The following is a 16,785-nucleotide window of genomic DNA, read 5'->3' on the forward strand; positions in this document are numbered from 1 at the left end:
AAATTTAACAGGTTTATCCGGCTAAGGTTTGTTTTACCAAACATTGGCTAAGCACGCACTATGCTTGACAGTATCAAGCATATGCGTGTTTTTTTGCGAAATATTTAGGTGTTATATTAGGATGTTGTAATGATAATTCCCGCTCTTCTTGTTCTTGCTGATGGTAGCGTATTCCATGGTCGTTCTATAGGCTATCAAGGGGTTACCTCTGGTGAAGTTGTTTTTAATACTTCTATGACGGGATACCAAGAAATACTGACTGATCCTTCGTATTGTAAGCAGATTGTTGTCCTAACCTATCCGCATATCGGTAATACAGGTGTTAATTCAGAAGATGTCGAAGGAAAGGCTGTGTATACAGCAGGTTTGATTGTCCGGGATCTTCCTGTAATGCCCAGCAGTTTTCGTGCGGAAGAAGATTTGCAGGAATATTTGATACGCAAGCAAACTGTTGCCATTGCAGATATAGATACCCGCCGTCTTACACGGATTTTGCGGGATAAGGGTGCTCAAGCAGGTGCGATATTGACAGGTGAAGATGCCACTATAGAGAAGGCCAAAGAATTGATTGATGCTTTCGGCAGTATGGTAGGAAAGGATCTGGCAAAAGAGGTAACTTGCAAGCAGCCTTATGAGTGGACTGAAGGGGAATGGGATTTAGGTAAGGCATTTGTTACACCCGATGTGCAGAAATATCATGTAGTTGCATATGATTATGGTGTGAAAACCAATATATTACGGATGCTGGCTTCCCGCGGTTGCCGTGTAACGGTTGTTCCTGCGCAAATGCCAGCAAAAGATGTATTGAGTATGAATCCTGACGGCATCTTTTTATCTAATGGCCCGGGAGACCCAGAAGTATGTGATTATGCTGTTGCCGCAGTTAAAGAACTACTTAACTGCGGAAAGCCTGTGTTTGGGATTTGTTTAGGACATCAACTGATAGGTTTGGCTTTGGGTGGGAAAACCAAAAAAATGCCGTTTGGTCATCATGGAGCCAATCATCCGGTACAGGATTTACAGAACGGCAGAGTAGTCATTACCAGTCAGAATCATGGCTTCGAGGTGGATGCGGACAGCTTGCCTGCGGGTGTAAAAATCACCCATCGTTCGCTGTTTGACGGCTCTTTGCAAGGTATTGAGCTGGCAGACCGCCCAGTATTTAGTTTTCAAGGGCATCCCGAAGCCAGTCCCGGACCACATGATGTGGCATACCTTTTTGACAAATTTATTGCCAATATGGTGGCCGCTGTCAGATAAAAACAGTTTTTGCTAAATTTATAGAATGTTTTCAGACGGCCTAAATTGTTTTTACGCGGTTTGAAAACTGTTGGCTTGGATTATGGCGAATATCGGTCGGTAGAAAAGAAAAAAGCAGCCGTTAAAGGCTGCTTTTTTAATTGGTCGGAATGAGAGGATTTGAACCTCCGACCCCTTCGTCCCGAACGAAGTGCGCTACCAGGCTGCGCTACATTCCGTAATGAAACGTGGATTATAGGTTGGTGTTTGTAGTTTGACAAGCAGTTTAAGCCTGTAAAACAAAAATCGTCGGACGTTTTTTCAGATTTGGCAGGGCTTCCATATTGCGCCATATGGAAACAGACTGGCTGATGATTAACTGGCTTGGCATGCTTAAATCGCAGGCTATGCACAGCCGTGTCTGCGGGTGGAGATGGATGATGGCATCTGCCAAGAGAATATCGTTGCGGTAGGGGGTTTCGATAAACAGCACGGTTTCGCCAGATTGCCGCGAATGTTGCTCTACGGCTTTCAGTGCGGCAATCCGTTCGTTTTTTTCAGACGGCAGGTAGCCTTTGAAAACGAAATTCTGGCCGTTGGCACCCGATGCCATGAGGGCCAGTATAATGCTTGACGGTCCGACCAACGGCCGCACTGTGAAGCTGTTTTGGTGTGCAAGGGCAACTAAGTCTGCTCCCGGGTCGGCTACTGCCGGGCAGCCGGCTTCGCTGAGCAGTCCCATGCTGCGGCCTTCGTGCATCGGTTGCAGTAGTTGAGGCAAGGTGTTGCGGTCGGTGTGATGGTTTAACGTTTGCAGATTCAGTTCGCGTATTGCGGTGCTTATTCCCAAGTGTTTCAGATGAGTGCGGGCGGTTTTTTCTGCTTCTACAACAAAATCGGTCAGTCCGGTAATTAAGATTTGCTCGTGCGGCAGCAGGCACGGGGTATCGGGGGAACCGAGAGGCGTAGGAATCAGATAAAGTGTGGGCTGCATAAGTCTCCTGTATGGATATGGTGGGTAATTTCAGACGGCCTGCCGGGCTGTTACATGCATTATCCGTCAAGTAAGGCGGTTCTTCTGTTGTCTGAAAATTGAATTTATCTCAATTGCTGTCCAAGCAGCTTTGTATCCGGGCAGGCCGTCTGAAAGGAAAGGCCAAAGGGAAAAGCGGGTTAGTGGTCCTTGCTTATGCCGGATAGAAATTTAAATAACAGAAACGCCTTCATTCTGTAAAAAACCGACCAATCGGAATAAGGGCAAGCCGATGAGCGCGTTCGGATCGTTGCTTTTAGCCTTCTCCAACAAAGCGGCGCCCAGCCCTTCGCTTTTGGCTGCTCCTGCGCAGTGAACCGCATCAGGTTCTCGTTCCAAATAACGGCTGATCTGTTCGGAAGAAAGTTGGCGCATAGTTACCAGAGTTGTATCGACGTGGCATTGCAGGCCGTCTGAAAAACTGTTGTACAGGCAGACCGCACTGTAAAATCCAATGCATTGTCCGCTTAATTCTGCCAGCATATGTTGTGCATCTGCGACGTTTCCCGGCTTGCCGAGTTGCCTGCCGCCGCACCATGCCACCTGATCTGCGCCGATAATCAGGGCTTCGGGAAAACGCTTTGCCAAAGAACGGGCTTTGCCGACAGCCAGCCGCAGCGCGGTATCGGCTGCGGCCTCTCCGGGAAGGGGCGTTTCGTCGAAATCAGGAGCGGCCGTCTGAAAGGGCAATCCCAACCGTTCAAGCTGCTGCCTGCGGAAAACGGAACTCGAACCCAAGATAATAGGCAGATTCATGATAATAAAAACATTGACGTTAAGCAGCTTGGATTATATCATGCGCGGTTTATGTTAGAGTCTGATTTAATTAGCCCTCGGGCATTCGCTGCGCAAGGGTGTGTACTGACAGGTAGCCTGTCTCCCGCCGAGATGGACGGGAGGGTAAGATCGCACGAGTATTTGGCTGACCAAACGGAACCTTTACTTGTTTCGTTGTGCGGAGGGACGGACAGGATGCAGCGTCCGTATCTCGATTTATCCGTGCGTGGCAGTTTGATGCTGGTCTGCCAGTGCTGTATGCAGCCGATGGAGTGCCAACTAGACGAATCTACACGCATTGTGTTGTTTGACGACGAGGCTTCATTGGATGCCGCCATGCTTGCAGACGACGGTTTGGACGGTATGGTGTGTGTGGACGAGTTGTCGGTATGCACTTTGGTCGAAGACCAAATTTTGATGGCTTTGCCTTACGCGCCGCGTCATGAAAGCTGCGGGATTTCATCTGAGCTTGCAGATGCGGATTGCGGCAAACCCAATCCGTTTGCGGTATTATCAGGGCTGAAAAGCAACAAATAAATTTTTATCATTTTCCTAGGAGCTTGAAATGGCTGTTCAACAAAACAAAAAATCCCCTTCCAAACGCGGCATGCACCGCTCGCATGATGCGCTGACTGCGCCCGCCCTGTCCGTAGATGGAGCAACCGGCGAAGTACATCGTCCGCACCATATATCGCCAAACGGTATGTACCGAGGCCGTAAGGTTATGAAAGCCAAAGGCGAATAAGCCGGAGGCGGATGTCAAACGGAAATCCGTCTCAGGGTTTCCGTTTTTGTTTTACCGGCACATACCTGTGTTTCCGGTACGGATTTCAGGCAGATGCCAATCGGCGGACAAAACGGTTATGGTTAAAAAAATTTGGTACACCTACGATGATATTCACCGTGTTTTGAAAGAGCTGGCAGGAAAAATACAAGCGGGCGGTGTGGAATACGACGCGATGATCGCTATCGGCGGCGGCGGATTCATTCCCGCACGGATTTTGCGCTGTTTTCTGAACATTCCGATTTATGCGGTCAGCACGGCTTATTACGCCAACGATTTCGGTTATGAAACCAATAACGAAATCAAAAAAATACAGTGGCTTGACCCGATGCCGGAAAATCTGGGCGGCAAAAATGTGCTGGTGGTGGACGAAGTGGACGATTCGCGCGTAACACTAGAATTCGTGCTGAACGAATTGAAAAAAGAGAATTTCGGCGAAATCGGCGTAGCCGTGCTGCATGAAAAAATCAAAGACAAAGCGGGCAAGCTGCCGGAAGGAATCCGCTATTTCAGCGGTATTACCGTCGAAGACTGGTGGATCAATTATCCTTGGGACGCGCAGGACATTGCCGCCCACAATCTTTTGGCGGACGGCAAAGGTATGGCGCAGGCGGAATAAGGCCGTCTGAAAACAGGTTTGAAAGAAGAAGGGAATCTGATGATTACTTTGGCTGTCGATGCGATGGGCGGCGATGCAGGTCTGTCCGTTACCGTACCCGGCGCAGTATCGTTTTTGCGGCGGCAGGCGGAAGTGCGTCTGTTGATGGTGGGCGATGAGGCCGCGCTCGCCAATGCTTTATCGGCGGCAGGCGCACCTATGGACAGGATTGCCGTCGTCCATGCCGCGCAGGTGGTGGAAATGGACGAGCAGCCGCAGTCGGCCTTGAAAAATAAAAAAGATTCGTCCATGCGTGTTGCGGTAAACCAAGTGAAAGACGGTTTGGCGCAGGCAGCCGTATCTGCGGGAAATACCGGTGCGCTGATGGCAACCGCACGCTTCGTATTGAAGACCATTCCCGGCATTGAACGTCCCGCCATCGCAAAATTTATTCCGTCAAAAGGCGGCCGCATGACGCTGGTGCTGGATTTGGGTGCAAACGTCGACTGCACGCCCGAGCAACTGGTTCAGTTTGCCGTGATTGGCAGCGAGCTGGTACACGCGCTCTACCCCGGGGCCGGATCGCCGCGCGTCGGCCTGCTCAATGTCGGCACGGAAGACATCAAAGGCACGGACACAGTCAAACAGGCTTTCAAACTGCTGCAAAGCAGCCGTCTGAATTTTGTCGGCAATGTCGAAGGAGGCAGTATTTTCAGCGGGGAAGCCGACGTGGTGGTAGCAGACGGCTTTGTCGGCAATATCGTGCTGAAAACCATCGAAGGCTCGGTGCGTTTCCTGACCACCGAAATCCGGCAGGAATTTCAGGCCAACCTGCTGACCAAGCTGGGTGCGCTGGCCGCGATGCCTGCTTTGAAAGGCTTTAAAAACAAAATCGATCCGCGCAAATTCAACGGTGCGATTTTTCTCGGTCTGCGCGGTGTGGTAGTCAAAAGCCACGGCGGTACCGACGCAGCCGGCTTTGCCTACGCGCTGGAAGAAGCCTTTCATGAAGCGAAAGCCGACAGCATTGCCCGTATTCAGCAGGGTGTGGCAGAGCAGCTTGCGTTTTTGACGGAGAAAAAAATCGAGGCCGAACAGGCAGCCATCAGCATAGACTGAACAGGCCGTCTGAAAACCTTTCCGCTCTTCGTCGGCATAAGCGCGGCGGATATTTCGAGCCGGCGCAATTCCGGCAAACCCATATTCCCGACAACCCAAAGAGGCCGTCTGAAACCGCAGATGCTTTTCAGACGGCCTCTATTCAAACCAACGGACAACCACATCCCTTCCGAAAGGAACGCACCATGAAATATGCGAAAATCCTCGGCACGGGCAGCTATCTTCCCGAAAAACGCCTGAGCAACAACGACTTGGCTGAATTTGTCGACACCTCCGACGAATGGATTTCCACCCGTACCGGTATCAAATTCCGCCATATCGCCGCAGAACACGAAAAAACCAGCGACCTTGCCGCCGCCGCCGCCCGCCGTGCATTGGCTGATGCCGGCGTATCGGCGGACGAAATCGGCCTGATTGTCGTGGCAACAGCCACGCCGGATATGCAGTTTCCCGCCACCGCCACCATCGTCCAGCACAAACTCGGCATGGCCGGCTGTCCGGCCTTCGACGTGCAGGCCGTTTGTGCCGGATTTATGTACGCGCTTGCCACCGCCAATGCCTACATCCAAAGCGGTATGGCCGAAAAAGTCTTGGTTATCGGCGCGGAAACATTCAGCCGCATTCTCGACTGGAAAGACCGCACCACCTGTGTGCTGTTCGGCGACGGCGCGGGTGCGGTCGTGTTGGGTGCGTCTGACGAGCCTGGCATCATCCGCAGCAGGCTGCAAGCCGACGGTGCTTATCTCGACCTGTTGAAAGTGCCCGCGCAAATGGCCGGCGGCAAAATCTGCGGCAATCCCTATATCGAAATGGACGGCCCGGGCGTATTCAAATTCGCCGTGAAAATGCTGGCGAAAGTGGCCGAAGACGTACTGGCCGAAGCAGGATACACAGCGGATCAGATCGACTGGATTGTGCCGCATCAGGCCAACAAGCGCATTATCGACAGCACCGCCAAACATCTGGGCATCGCCGCCGAAAAAGTCATTTTTACCGTTCAGGATCACGGCAACACCTCCGCCGCATCCATCCCGCTTGCGCTCGACGAAGGCATCCGGCGCGGTCAAATCAAGCGCGGGCAGACACTGCTGCTCGAAGGCATAGGCGGCGGCTTTGCATGGGGCGCGGTTTTGCTGAAATACTGATTTGTTTGCAGCAATATACGCAGATATTCGTGTCGGATGTTTGCGGCATATAAAACACGGACGTGCTTTTCCGATATAGGCGCGTCCGTGTTTTATATAGTGAAACAAAATAAAACTCTGCGGTCTTGCCGCGCCTTATTGCCCATACTGTCTGCGGCTTGCCGCCTTGTATCTTTTCTATTTTTCCCCACGATAACCCTGTTTCCCCGTAATTCTTAACAAAATATAACTTATATACCGTTTAATCGCTATTGCAACCGCTCATCCGAAGCGTATAATGCGCCTCAAGCCAAACGGCAAATTTTAAAGACAAGCGGTATTTGTCATAACAATTCATTATTCAATTACGGGGAATTCAAAATGCAGACAATGCAACATTACGGCATCATCATTTCATGGTTTCAAGACAAACAGCTCGGCGTAGTGCGCGATAAAGACGACACAGGTTCGCGCCTGCTCCTGTTGGCGGCAGACCTGCCCGCAGGCTACCGCGAGCCCAAAGTCGGCGACGAAATTACCTACATCGCCGGCATTGACAGCAAAAACCGTCCCTGCGCCTTGTCTCCGACTTTGGTCGGCAACGGTGCGCGGCAGGTGTCCGAAGCGGGTGCGGTGGTGCGTGAAGGAGACTTGGTGCGCATCAAAGTGGATGCTTGGGACATTAAGAAAAACGGCGGCTTCGGTATGCTTGCCAGCGAACCCGAAATTCCCGTATTCGCACTCGGCCAGCATCTGAACCAGTTTAACGTACCGCAGGTGGGCGACATCCTCACAGGCCGTCTGAAACGCCATGCCAACGGCCAATGGCTGCTTACCGGTATCGACATCGTTTATCCCGAAGTTGAGGCTGAAGCCGAAGCGGAATAAAATTCCAAGCAGGCAGCATTCGTGCCAAATGCTGCCTGTTTTGTTTTCTTTTTAGCACCTAATTGGCACATTTACGTTTATTAACTGATTTAAGGATTGATATATGAAACGCTTGCCGTCTGCCGTCTGCCGTCTGCCGTCTGCCGTCTGCCGTCTGCCGTCTGCCGTCTGCCGTTAGCTAGCCTTGCTGCGGTCTTTCTTGCATCCTGTGCGCACCCTGTTCTGCCTCCTTTAAAATGGGAGACAATAGGCGGAAGCCGTAGTGATGCAACAGTAAAAATGTCATTTCAAAAATACATAAATGACCCTCGGATGCCGGATAATGATGCTGCACAAGAAGCTGCCAAAAAACGATGTCAGGCATGGGGGTATAGCTATGCGGAACCATTTGATAATATAACAGAAACTTGTGTGCAGCAGAGGCAGGGCAAAAAGAGGATATACTGTGCCAAGTGGCGTTTTACCCGAGAATATCAGTGTCAAACCGACAGCCACACTATCAGTCCCATTAGAAGGAACGGCAATGATGGTGTGCAGCACAACACAACTATTCAGTTGCAATTGAAATAATTGAGGTCATCGAAACCCGTTTTCAGACGGCCTTAACGAAAATAGAACACCCACCCCCTTTCTGCTACACTTTGCGCCGTTTGCGGCTTGGCCGCAGGCGGCGTTTTCCTGCCTGCCCCTGCCGCTTTTGTTATTTGGATTTGCAAGCAAAGGAATCACATGTCTTTCGCATTTTTCTTTCCCGGACAAGGCTCGCAGAGCCTGCACATGATGGACGGCTTCGACGGCGTATCCGTGGTCAGAAGCACCTTCGACGAAGCCTCGGCCGCGCTCGGCGAGGATTTGTGGGCGATGATGAACGGTGAAGATGCCGCAATCATCGGCCAAACCGTCAACACCCAGCCGCTGATGCTGGCCGCAGGCGTGGCCACCTACCGGGCCTATCTCGAAGCGGGCGGCAAAGTGCCGCAGGCCGTGGCGGGACACAGCCTGGGCGAGTACAGCGCGCTGGTTGCCGCCGGCGCACTCGGTTTTGCCGACGCGGTGAAACTCGTGCGTCTGCGTGCCGAACTGATGCAGAACGCCGTGCCGCAGGGGGAGGGCGCGATGGCCGCCATCCTCGGGTTGGAAGACGCGCAGATAAAAGATCTCTGTGCCGCCGCCGCACAGGGCGAAGTGGTCGAAGCCGTCAATTTCAATTCGCCCGGCCAGGTGGTGATTGCCGGACACGCCGCAGCGGTGGAACGCGCGATGGCGGCGGCCAAAGAAGCAGGGGCGAAACGCGCCCTGCCGCTGCCCGTGTCCGTTCCCTCGCATTGCAGCCTGATGAAGCCCGCCGCCGAAAAGCTGGCTGCCGCCCTGCAAAACCTTGCCGTGTCCGTGCCGCAAATCCGCGTCGTCCACAATGCCGACGTAGCATCCCACCAAGACCCGGAGAAAATCAAAGACGCGCTGGTACGCCAGCTTTACAGCCCTGTGCGCTGGACGGAAACCGTCGGCCTGCTGGTGGCAGACGGCCTTGCCGAATCGGCCGAATGCGGGCCGGGCAAGGTGCTCGCCGGACTGGCCAAACGCATCGACAAAGCAGCCGTCTGCACCGCGCTGACCGGCAGCAGGCAGATAGAAGACTTTATCGCCGCCCATTAAAGCGTGAGGCCGTCTGAAAACCGGAGCGTGTTTTCAGACGGCCTCACGCTTTCTTTCCGCATCTTTCGGACTGCCGGTATCCTGTATAATGCAGGCCGTCTGAAACCACGGTTCCAACCATTTTCAAAACAAGGAAAACATTTATGTCCAAACAACTGATTCTCGTCCTGAACTGCGGCTCGTCCTCCCTCAAAGGCGCGGTGATCGACAACCAGAGCGGCGATGTCCTGCTCAGCTGCCTCGGCGAAAAACTCACTACCCCCGATGCCTACATCACCTTCAAAAAAGACGGGCAGAAACACAAAGTGGAGCTGTCCGACCGCCACGACCATACAGGTGCGGTGGGTGCGCTTTTGGAAGAACTAAAAAAATACGGTCTTGATGCCGATGTGAAAGCCATCGGCCACCGCGTTGTCCACGGCGGTGAAAAATACAGCGCGTCCGTACTCATCGACGACGCGGTTATCGCCCAGCTCGAAGCCTGCATCCCGCTCGCCCCGCTGCACAATCCCGCCAACCTCACCGGCATCCGCGCCGCCCAAGCCATCTTTGCCGGCCTGCCCAACATCGCCGTGTTCGATACGGCCTTCCACCAAACCATGCCCGAGCAGGCCTATACCTATGCCGTGCCGCGTTCCCTGTATAAAAACTACGGTTTCCGCCGCTACGGTTTCCACGGCACCAGCTTCCGCTTCGTTGCCCCCGAGGCCGCCCGCATCATCGGCAAAGACGTGAAAAACTGCCGCCTCGTCATCGCCCACTTGGGCAACGGCGCGTCCATTTCCGCCGTGAAAAACGGCCTCTCGCAAGATACCAGCATGGGCTTTACCCCGCTCGAAGGCCTTGTGATGGGCACCCGCAGCGGCGACGTGGATGCGGGTTTGTACCCATTTTTGGCCAATAATGCCGGCATGAGCGTCGAAGAAGTAAACGATCTTCTGAACAAAAAATCCGGCCTCTTGGGCATTTCCGAGCTGTCCAACGACTGCCGCGTGGTCGAAGAAGCCGCAGCCGAAGGCCATGAAGGCGCACAGCTGGCAATGGACGTGATGGCCTACCGCCTGGCCAAATACGTTGCCGCAATGGCCGTTGCCGCAGGCGGCATCGACGCGCTGGTGTTCACCGGCGGTATCGGCGAAAATTCCGATGCCGTCCGCGCCAAAACCGTCGCCCACCTCGGCTTCCTCGGCCTGAATATCGACAGCGAGGCCAACCTTGCCGTCCGCTTCGGCAAAGAAGGCATTATCAGCCCCGCAGGCGCAACGCCCGCCGTGGTTGTCGTGCCGACCAACGAAGAGCTGATGATTGCCCACGACACCGCCGCCCTCTCCGGCCTGTAAGCCGCCATGCGTCAGAGGCCGTCTGAACGTGTCCGCCGACACCGCTTTTTCAGACGGCCTTTTCCATACCCGAATCCCAACAAAAGGAATCCCCATGTCCGCATCCCTGCAAAACACCATCGAAACCGCGTTTGAAAACCGCGCCGACATTACCCCCGCCACCGTTTCCGCCGAAGTCAAAGCAGCCGTTTTGGAAACCCTGAACCGTCTGGACAACGGCAGCCTGCGCGTGGCCGAACAGCGCGGCACAGGCGACTGGGTGGTAAACGAATGGGCGAAAAAAGCCGTATTGCTCTCCTTCCGCATCGCCGACAACGAAATCCTGAACGACGGCGTAAACCAATATTTCGACAAAGTGCCGACCAAGTTTGCCGGCTGGACGCAGGCCGATTTTCAGGCAGCCGGTTTCCGTGCCGTGCCCGGCGCGGTGGCGCGTCGCGGCAGCTTTGTCGCCAAAAACGTGGTGCTGATGCCGTCTTATGTCAACATCGGCGCGTATGTGGGCGAAGGCGCGATGGTCGATACTTGGGCAACCGTCGGCTCGTGCGCGCAAATCGGTAAAAACGTGCATTTGAGCGGCGGCGTGGGCATCGGCGGCGTACTCGAACCCTTGCAGGCATCGCCCACGATTATCGAAGACAACTGCTTCATCGGCGCGCGCTCGGAAATTGTCGAAGGCGTGATTGTGGAAGAAGGCAGCGTGATTTCCATGGGCGTGTACATCGGCCAGTCCACCAAAATCTACGACCGCGAAACCGGCGAAATCCACTACGGCCGCGTACCTGCCGGCTCGGTCGTGGTTTCGGGCAGCCTGCCCGCCAAAGACGGCTCGCACAGCCTGTATTGCGCCGTCATCGTGAAAAAAGTGGATGCGCAAACCCGCGCCAAAACCAGCGTGAACGAACTGCTGCGCGGCGTGTAGACCACAGCCTGCAATACAGAAGAGGCCGTCTGAAAACCGTAAAACGGGTTTTTCAGACGGCCTCTACGGTTAAAGTAGGGTGTGTTGCAAAGCGACGCACGCGTTTTCCGATGTGGAAATGCACGGATTGTCTGCCGCAGATGGAATGCGCGTGGCGTTTCGGATACGTCCTGCGGCAGATGCAGCATGGATAAAATAAAACAGGCCGTCTGAAAAACATTTGAACCGAGGCAGAGTGTCGCCCTAAGGCGGCACACGCGCTTGCGGCCGTCGGCATAGCGGTTTGCAAAACCGCAAACGGGATGATCCGCAAGCACGGATTCGGTGCGTCCGAAATTCAATTTCCGTTTTTCAGACGGCCTCTTCTCTGCGTCGGGGGAACGTGTGCGCCGCTACGTGATACATCCCGCCAGTTATGCGGACGGCGGAACGAATGTTTTTATTTGGCAAGCTGCGAAGAGGCCGTCTGAAAACCGCTAAACGGGTTTTCAGACGGCCTTTATTGCGGATGCCTTCGTCTGCCGCATAAACAACTGCCGTCCTTAGCGGCAGCGGTTTTGCAAAACGGGGTCAGAGAATGAACAAATCGCAGCCGCTAATCTGGTCGCGCTGTGTTTTGTATTTCTCCTTCATTTCCTCGTTTTTCTGCCGCCATGCCTGCCAATCCGCGCTGCCCGCACTCGGGCTGGGGTTGGCATCTTTTTCGGCGCGGTATTCTTTTTTCAATGCCTCGCAACGCTGCTGATCCTGTTCGATTTTCTGTTTGAGTTCGCCAAACTCGCCCTCGCTGATTTTGTCGAACGCCCTGCGTTCGGCGCGCAGCGTTTTGCCGTCTTCCGACAAGATTAGCGGGATGCTGCCGAAGCCGGTATCGACAGCCAGCGTGCCGTCGTCTTTTTGCGACAGAACCATGCTTTTTTCACGGATTTCGCCTTTGCGGTTGGGCAGGACGTGTTCTTTGAGCAGATAGGTTTTGCTGTCTTCTTTCACGATGCGTACGACATCCGGCCGTGCCTTGTCGTTGTCCTGCTGCCGTTTCCAATAGCCTTCGTATTGCTCGTAACCGCCGCCGCAGGCCGCCAGCAGCAGCGCGGCGCCAAGCGCAAGGGAGAATTTTTTCATGTCCGATTCCTTTGTTTGTTTTACAAAAAAAGGCGGCGATTATAGCAAACATGACTTTGTGCTGCGCTACAATGGCAGGCCTTGTGCAGGCCGTCTGAAAGCGGGATTGCTGCTGTTTCAGACGGCCTCACATCAAATTTTTATCGGGAAAGGAAAGCCATGCGGGCTGTGATTCAAAAAGTTATCTGTGCCCAAGTCGATGTTGTGGCAGGAGAAGGGCGGGAAACCGTCGGCCGGATTTCAGACGGCCTGATGGTTCTGCTCGGCGTTGGGCTGGACGATGGCGAAAACGATGCCCGCTATATCGCCGACAAAACCGCCGGATTGCGGATTTTCGAGGATGCGGCTGGCAAGCTGAATCTGTCGCTGCAAGATACCGGCGGATCGGTGCTGCTGGTGTCGCAGTTTACGCTGTATGCCGACGCGCGCAGCGGCAGGCGGCCTTCGTTTTCCGCCGCCGCTCGGCCGGAACAGGCGCAGCGGCTGTATCTGGCGGTGGCCGAAATGCTGCGCGGACACGGCATCAGGGTGGAAACGGGGTGTTTCCAAACGCATATGCAGGTGTCGCTGTGCAACGACGGGCCGGTAACGCTGCTGCTGGATTCCAAAAAAACGTTTTGATATAAAGGAGATGAATATGAACAAGCTGTTTTTAACGCTTTTGCTGGCCGCCTTTCCCGCTGCGGCGGATGTGGAGCTGTACGGCAATATCCGCTCGGGTGTCGAGGCGGCACGCACCGTCCGCTCCGGCGGCTCGGAAAATACGGCATCCGTGCGCGATTTCGGGTCTTATGTCGGCATAAAGGGACGGATTCCGCTTGGCGGGCAGACGCGTGCAGGTGTAAGGGAGGTTCGGGAAGGGCAGGGCTTTGGCAGAGGACTGCCGCCATACCGTGCGCAAATATGGCGCGAGGCGGATGCAGCGGGAAGCGGGGAAAATATTACGCAGAATGGGGAAGGGCGGTTTTCAGACGGCCTCAAACCCTGAAATCCGTTTGTATGGAGTGCAAAGCGGTGCGGTATCCGATGCGGAATGCCGCACCGCTTTTGCCTATACTCGGGTCAGGAAAAATGGTCGAAACCGCGTACCGCCAGCGGCACGTTTTGCCCGTGTTCCAATACGGACAGCCCAGCAGTATCGGTAATCCGCCCGATTCGGCTGACCGGCGTATTGCTTTTTTCCGCCGCCCGTTCGATTTCGCTGCGCCGTTCGGGAGCGGCGGTAAACAGCAGTTCGTAATCATCTCCGCCCGCCAAAACGCATTGCCGCCACATTTCCTGTGTCAGATGTTCCTCCAAGCCGGGCAGTACGGGCAGCCGTTCCAGCCAAATCTCGCCGCCGAGAGACGAAGCCTGCAAAATGTGTTCCAAATCCTGTACGAGGCCGTCTGAAACGTCTTGTGCGGCGTGGGCAATATCCAGCAGAGCCTGACCCAGAGCCACGCGGGGTATCGGACGCAGCAGGGCTTGGCGGCAGTCGGCTGCAAGAGCGGGTGGCAAAACCGTCTTGCCCAACTGGTGCTGCAAACCTGCCGCCGCCACGCCGACTTGTCCCGACAGCCAAATATCGTCTCCCACGCGGGCATTGCCGCGCCGCAAACCTTTGCCTTTGGGTACGTCGCCGATAATGGTAATGTTGAATGCCAAGCCGCCTTTGGTAGTATCGCCTCCGATCAGCGATACTCCGTATTCGCGGCAAACGGCAAAGAAACGGCTGCAAAATTCATCCAGCCACTTTTTGTCCAATTCGGGCAGGGCGGCACTAAGCAGCACCCATTTGGGCGCAGCACCCATTGCCGCCATATCGGACAGGTTTACCGCCAGAATTTTGTGCGCCATATCCCGTGGCGCGTCATTTGCAAAAAAATGCCTTCCTGCCAACAGCATATCGCTACTGATGCACAAATCCCTGTCTGCATGAGGGCGGATGATAGCGGCATCGTCGCCTATACCCAGTAAAACGGAGCGATCCTGCTCTGCCACGGCCAGATAAGTCCGGATAAAATCAAATTCGTTCATTGTGTTCCTTTTGGCGGAAGGCATTGCGCCATATGGGATGATGGATGAAAGAGCATATAAAAAAACCCCGCATTTGCGGGGTTTTTCCAAAACGTTCTTACCACATAGTGTAGCCGTGGATGCTGGAACGCTCGCCGGGACGCCAGTGGTTGTCTTCGGCAGGACGCTCGCCCACACCTTCCGCACCGGCAGAAACCTGACGTTGGATAACGCTGCGGATTTTCACATCCACGCGGCGGTCGGGTTCGATACATGCAATCAATTGTGCGCGGCGTTTGGCTTTGGACAGTTTTTTGCCTTTCAGTTGGTCTTCGCAGGACGCAGTCATCTGAGCTTGGGATTCGCCCAAACCGGCTGCGGAAATCTTGCCTGCGGGTACGCCTTGGTTTACCAGGTAGTTTGCCACTACGTTGGCGCGGCGTTCGGACAGAGCCTGGTTGTACTGTTCGGAACCCATGAAGTCGGTATGGCCTTCGACACGGACGGCTTGTACGTTTTCGTTGGACAGGCGGGCTGCCAAATCGTTCAGAGTGGTGATTGCTTTGGGACGCAGATTGTCTTTATCGAAGCCGAACAGGGTGTTGGCAGACAGGGATACGGTTTCATCCGTAAATTCCGGAGCGGCAGGAGCTTGTGCAACTGCATCGCCACATTCGATACGGCCTTGTGTGGCTTTGTCGAAATATGTGTTTCTCCAGCACTCTTCATAGCTGTTGCGAACGATTTCCTGAGATTCGCGGCTGACGGTATAACCGTGTTTGGTATGCGGCTCGCTGGCTGCCAGTGCGTTGGCAGAAGCAAGGGCGGCAACGATTAATGCACCTAATTTAAGCTGTTTGGTCATTATTATTCCCTCATCAAAAGATTGTTAATGCAATGACCTTTGGAAGACCATTACAAAGCACAATATACAGGCCGCAAAGTTACGGCAACCAGAATATCTAGGGATACACTATAAAAATTCGGATGCAAACTGTCAATATCCTGCGGTAGTTTGCTCGAGACCAGCCTGTTTCCTAGTGCCGCATCATGCCGAAAAATCAATTTTCTGTCATTTGTTTACCTGAAAAAGAACTTGCAGGGTCTTTTGAAGTTGCGCAAAAACAACAAGAATGGCGGTGGTGGGCATCTGCCGCCGCCGCCAACCGTGTTCGTTTTTTTTATGTTACATTCCGCTGCTGTTCCGCAAACCATCTGCCTACCGTTTATGAAGTTACAGCAATTGCGCTATGCGCTTGAAGTTTACCGCCACAATCTGAATGTTTCCGAGGCCGCCGAATCTTTGTTTACCTCGCAGCCGGGCGTATCGAAGCAGATCCGCCTGCTGGAAGAGGAGCTGGGTATCCAGATTTTCATCCGCAGCGGCAAGCGGATTGTGTCGGTATCGCAGCCGGGTAAGGCGGTTTTGCAGATGTCGGAGCGGATTTTGCGCGATATTCAGAATATTAAAAACATCGGCAACGAGTTTGCCAAGCAGGAAGACGGGATTCTGACTATTGCCGCCACGCATACGGCGGCGCGTTACATACTGCCGCCCGTGGTGGCTTCTTTTGCTTCCGTTTATCCGAGAGTCAGACTGAATATCAGGCAGGGTACGCCTGAGGCTGTGCGGCAGATGGTTTCAGACGGCCTGGCCGATTTTGCGGTAACGTCGGAGTTGTCGGAAATGCCCGCCGAGCTGCGCGGCATTCCCTGTTTCCGCCATCATTACGCGCTGGTTGTTCCGGACAACCATCCTTTGCTCGATCACCGCGGTGCGCTGACGATTCCGTTGATTGCAGCTTATCCGCTGGTTACTTACGAATTTGCTTTCGACAGACATTCGGGGATTGCCCGTGCTTTTGCCAAGGCGGGTGTCGCCAAGCCGGATGTTGCTTTGTCGGTGGCGGACAGCGATGTGTTGAAAACATATGTCAGGCTGGGCTTGGGTATCGGCATTATGGCCAAGGCGGCTTATGACGCGCAGGCGGATCGGGGTTTGACGCTGGTGGATGTTTCACAGCTTTTCGAACCGTGCGACAGCGGCATTATTATGCGCGGCGACAGTTATCTGCGCGGCTATATTTATGAGTTTGTCGAGATGCTCAATCCGGATTTGACCAAAGTGAGGCTGGATCAGTTGCTTTATTCGCCGGTGGTCGAGGACTTTTCCATCTGAAACGCA

At 54.0% G+C, this 16,785-nt stretch carries 20 protein-coding genes and 1 tRNA gene; 15 read left to right on the forward strand and 6 right to left on the reverse strand.

From position 1 onward, the window contains the following. Nucleotides 1-129: 129 nt before the first annotated feature. Nucleotides 130-1,260 carry a glutamine-hydrolyzing carbamoyl-phosphate synthase small subunit gene (carA, locus tag DYE40_RS04470; RefSeq protein ID WP_115307915.1) on the forward strand — a complete coding sequence of 377 codons (1,131 nt, stop codon included), beginning with the start codon at nucleotides 130-132 and terminating at the stop codon, nucleotides 1,258-1,260. Nucleotides 1,261-1,401: 141 nt separating this feature from the next. Here the strand turns inward: carA and DYE40_RS04475 are convergent. From DYE40_RS04475 to DYE40_RS04485, 3 genes are all read right to left on the reverse strand, one after another. After that, nucleotides 1,402-1,478 (reverse strand) — tRNA-Pro (locus DYE40_RS04475). A 47-nt stretch (nucleotides 1,479-1,525) separates the two neighbouring features. Then, the gene (locus DYE40_RS04480) at nucleotides 1,526-2,233 is read right to left on the reverse strand and encodes an SAM-dependent methyltransferase (protein ID WP_115307916.1); all 708 of its coding nucleotides are present in this window, start codon (nucleotides 2,231-2,233) and stop codon (nucleotides 1,526-1,528) included. Nucleotides 2,234-2,443: 210 nt separating this feature from the next. Continuing rightward, nucleotides 2,444-3,028 (reverse strand): Maf family protein, encoded by a 585-nt coding sequence (locus DYE40_RS04485; protein ID WP_115307917.1) that lies wholly within the window; start codon nucleotides 3,026-3,028, stop codon nucleotides 2,444-2,446. A gap of 51 nt (nucleotides 3,029-3,079) precedes the next feature. Between DYE40_RS04485 and DYE40_RS04490 the strand changes: the two genes are divergently transcribed. The 10 genes from DYE40_RS04490 (at nucleotide 3,080) to dapD (ending at nucleotide 11,480) form a co-directional block, all read left to right on the forward strand. After that, on the forward strand, nucleotides 3,080-3,586 hold the full coding sequence (locus tag DYE40_RS04490) for a YceD family protein (RefSeq protein WP_115307918.1): 507 nt from the start codon (nucleotides 3,080-3,082) through the stop codon (nucleotides 3,584-3,586). 28 nt (nucleotides 3,587-3,614) lie between these two features. Then, nucleotides 3,615-3,794, forward strand: a complete 180-nt coding sequence (gene rpmF, locus DYE40_RS04495) for a 50S ribosomal protein L32 (protein WP_107918972.1) — start codon at nucleotides 3,615-3,617, stop codon at nucleotides 3,792-3,794. Nucleotides 3,795-3,912: 118 nt separating this feature from the next. Continuing rightward, complete coding sequence (locus DYE40_RS04500; RefSeq protein WP_115307919.1) at nucleotides 3,913-4,452, forward strand: phosphoribosyltransferase; 540 nt, start codon at nucleotides 3,913-3,915, stop codon at nucleotides 4,450-4,452. A gap of 39 nt (nucleotides 4,453-4,491) precedes the next feature. Then, a complete protein-coding gene (plsX, locus tag DYE40_RS04505; protein ID WP_115307920.1) occupies nucleotides 4,492-5,550 on the forward strand; it encodes a phosphate acyltransferase PlsX in 1,059 nt (352 codons plus the stop codon). Nucleotides 5,551-5,735: 185 nt separating this feature from the next. After that, entirely contained in the window at nucleotides 5,736-6,695 is a 960-nt protein-coding gene (locus DYE40_RS04510; RefSeq protein ID WP_115307921.1) for a beta-ketoacyl-ACP synthase III, read from the forward strand. A gap of 360 nt (nucleotides 6,696-7,055) precedes the next feature. Next, nucleotides 7,056-7,562, forward strand: coding sequence for a hypothetical protein (locus DYE40_RS04515; RefSeq protein WP_115307922.1), 507 nt, complete (start codon nucleotides 7,056-7,058; stop codon nucleotides 7,560-7,562). Between the two features lie 96 nt (nucleotides 7,563-7,658). Continuing rightward, the gene (gene yecR, locus DYE40_RS13265) at nucleotides 7,659-8,132 is read left to right on the forward strand and encodes a YecR family lipoprotein (RefSeq protein ID WP_425451171.1); all 474 of its coding nucleotides are present in this window, start codon (nucleotides 7,659-7,661) and stop codon (nucleotides 8,130-8,132) included. Between the two features lie 159 nt (nucleotides 8,133-8,291). Then, nucleotides 8,292-9,218, forward strand: a complete 927-nt coding sequence (gene fabD / locus DYE40_RS04525) for an ACP S-malonyltransferase (RefSeq protein ID WP_115307924.1) — start codon at nucleotides 8,292-8,294, stop codon at nucleotides 9,216-9,218. 143 nt (nucleotides 9,219-9,361) lie between these two features. Beyond that, a complete protein-coding gene (locus DYE40_RS04530; RefSeq protein ID WP_115307925.1) occupies nucleotides 9,362-10,558 on the forward strand; it encodes an acetate kinase in 1,197 nt (398 codons plus the stop codon). A 94-nt stretch (nucleotides 10,559-10,652) separates the two neighbouring features. Continuing rightward, nucleotides 10,653-11,480 carry a 2,3,4,5-tetrahydropyridine-2,6-dicarboxylate N-succinyltransferase gene (gene dapD, locus DYE40_RS04535; protein ID WP_115307926.1) on the forward strand — a complete coding sequence of 276 codons (828 nt, stop codon included), beginning with the start codon at nucleotides 10,653-10,655 and terminating at the stop codon, nucleotides 11,478-11,480. A gap of 570 nt (nucleotides 11,481-12,050) precedes the next feature. On the opposite strand, the gene DYE40_RS04540 is transcribed toward dapD, so the two are convergent. Next, nucleotides 12,051-12,602, reverse strand: coding sequence for a hypothetical protein (locus DYE40_RS04540; protein WP_115307927.1), 552 nt, complete (start codon nucleotides 12,600-12,602; stop codon nucleotides 12,051-12,053). Between DYE40_RS04540 and DYE40_RS12545 the strand changes: the two genes are divergently transcribed. From DYE40_RS12545 to DYE40_RS04550, 3 genes are read left to right on the forward strand one after another with little or no spacing between them, the layout of a single operon-like run. Next, entirely contained in the window at nucleotides 12,601-12,774 is a 174-nt protein-coding gene (locus DYE40_RS12545; RefSeq protein ID WP_172461208.1) for a hypothetical protein, read from the forward strand. The genes DYE40_RS04540 and DYE40_RS12545 overlap by 2 nt on opposite strands. Then, nucleotides 12,762-13,223 (forward strand): D-aminoacyl-tRNA deacylase, encoded by a 462-nt coding sequence (dtd, locus tag DYE40_RS04545; protein ID WP_115307928.1) that lies wholly within the window; start codon nucleotides 12,762-12,764, stop codon nucleotides 13,221-13,223. Before DYE40_RS12545 ends, dtd begins: the two co-directional genes overlap by 13 nt. Before the next feature lie 16 nt (nucleotides 13,224-13,239). Further along, nucleotides 13,240-13,590 (forward strand): hypothetical protein, encoded by a 351-nt coding sequence (locus DYE40_RS04550; protein ID WP_147286579.1) that lies wholly within the window; start codon nucleotides 13,240-13,242, stop codon nucleotides 13,588-13,590. A 74-nt stretch (nucleotides 13,591-13,664) separates the two neighbouring features. Here the strand turns inward: DYE40_RS04550 and thiL are convergent, their stop codons facing one another. Together thiL and DYE40_RS04560 are read right to left on the reverse strand one after the other, a co-directional pair. After that, entirely contained in the window at nucleotides 13,665-14,621 is a 957-nt protein-coding gene (thiL, locus tag DYE40_RS04555; RefSeq protein ID WP_115308289.1) for a thiamine-phosphate kinase, read from the reverse strand. A gap of 97 nt (nucleotides 14,622-14,718) precedes the next feature. Then, on the reverse strand, nucleotides 14,719-15,465 hold the full coding sequence (locus DYE40_RS04560; RefSeq protein WP_115307930.1) for an OmpA family protein: 747 nt from the start codon (nucleotides 15,463-15,465) through the stop codon (nucleotides 14,719-14,721). A gap of 363 nt (nucleotides 15,466-15,828) precedes the next feature. Between DYE40_RS04560 and DYE40_RS04565 the strand changes: the two genes are divergently transcribed. Further along, nucleotides 15,829-16,779 (forward strand): LysR substrate-binding domain-containing protein, encoded by a 951-nt coding sequence (locus tag DYE40_RS04565; RefSeq protein WP_115307931.1) that lies wholly within the window; start codon nucleotides 15,829-15,831, stop codon nucleotides 16,777-16,779. The last annotated feature ends 6 nt before the right edge of the window (nucleotides 16,780-16,785 follow it).

Source organism: Kingella potus (assembly GCF_900451175.1).
Taxonomy (GTDB): Bacteria; Pseudomonadota; Gammaproteobacteria; order Burkholderiales; family Neisseriaceae; genus Neisseria; species Neisseria potus.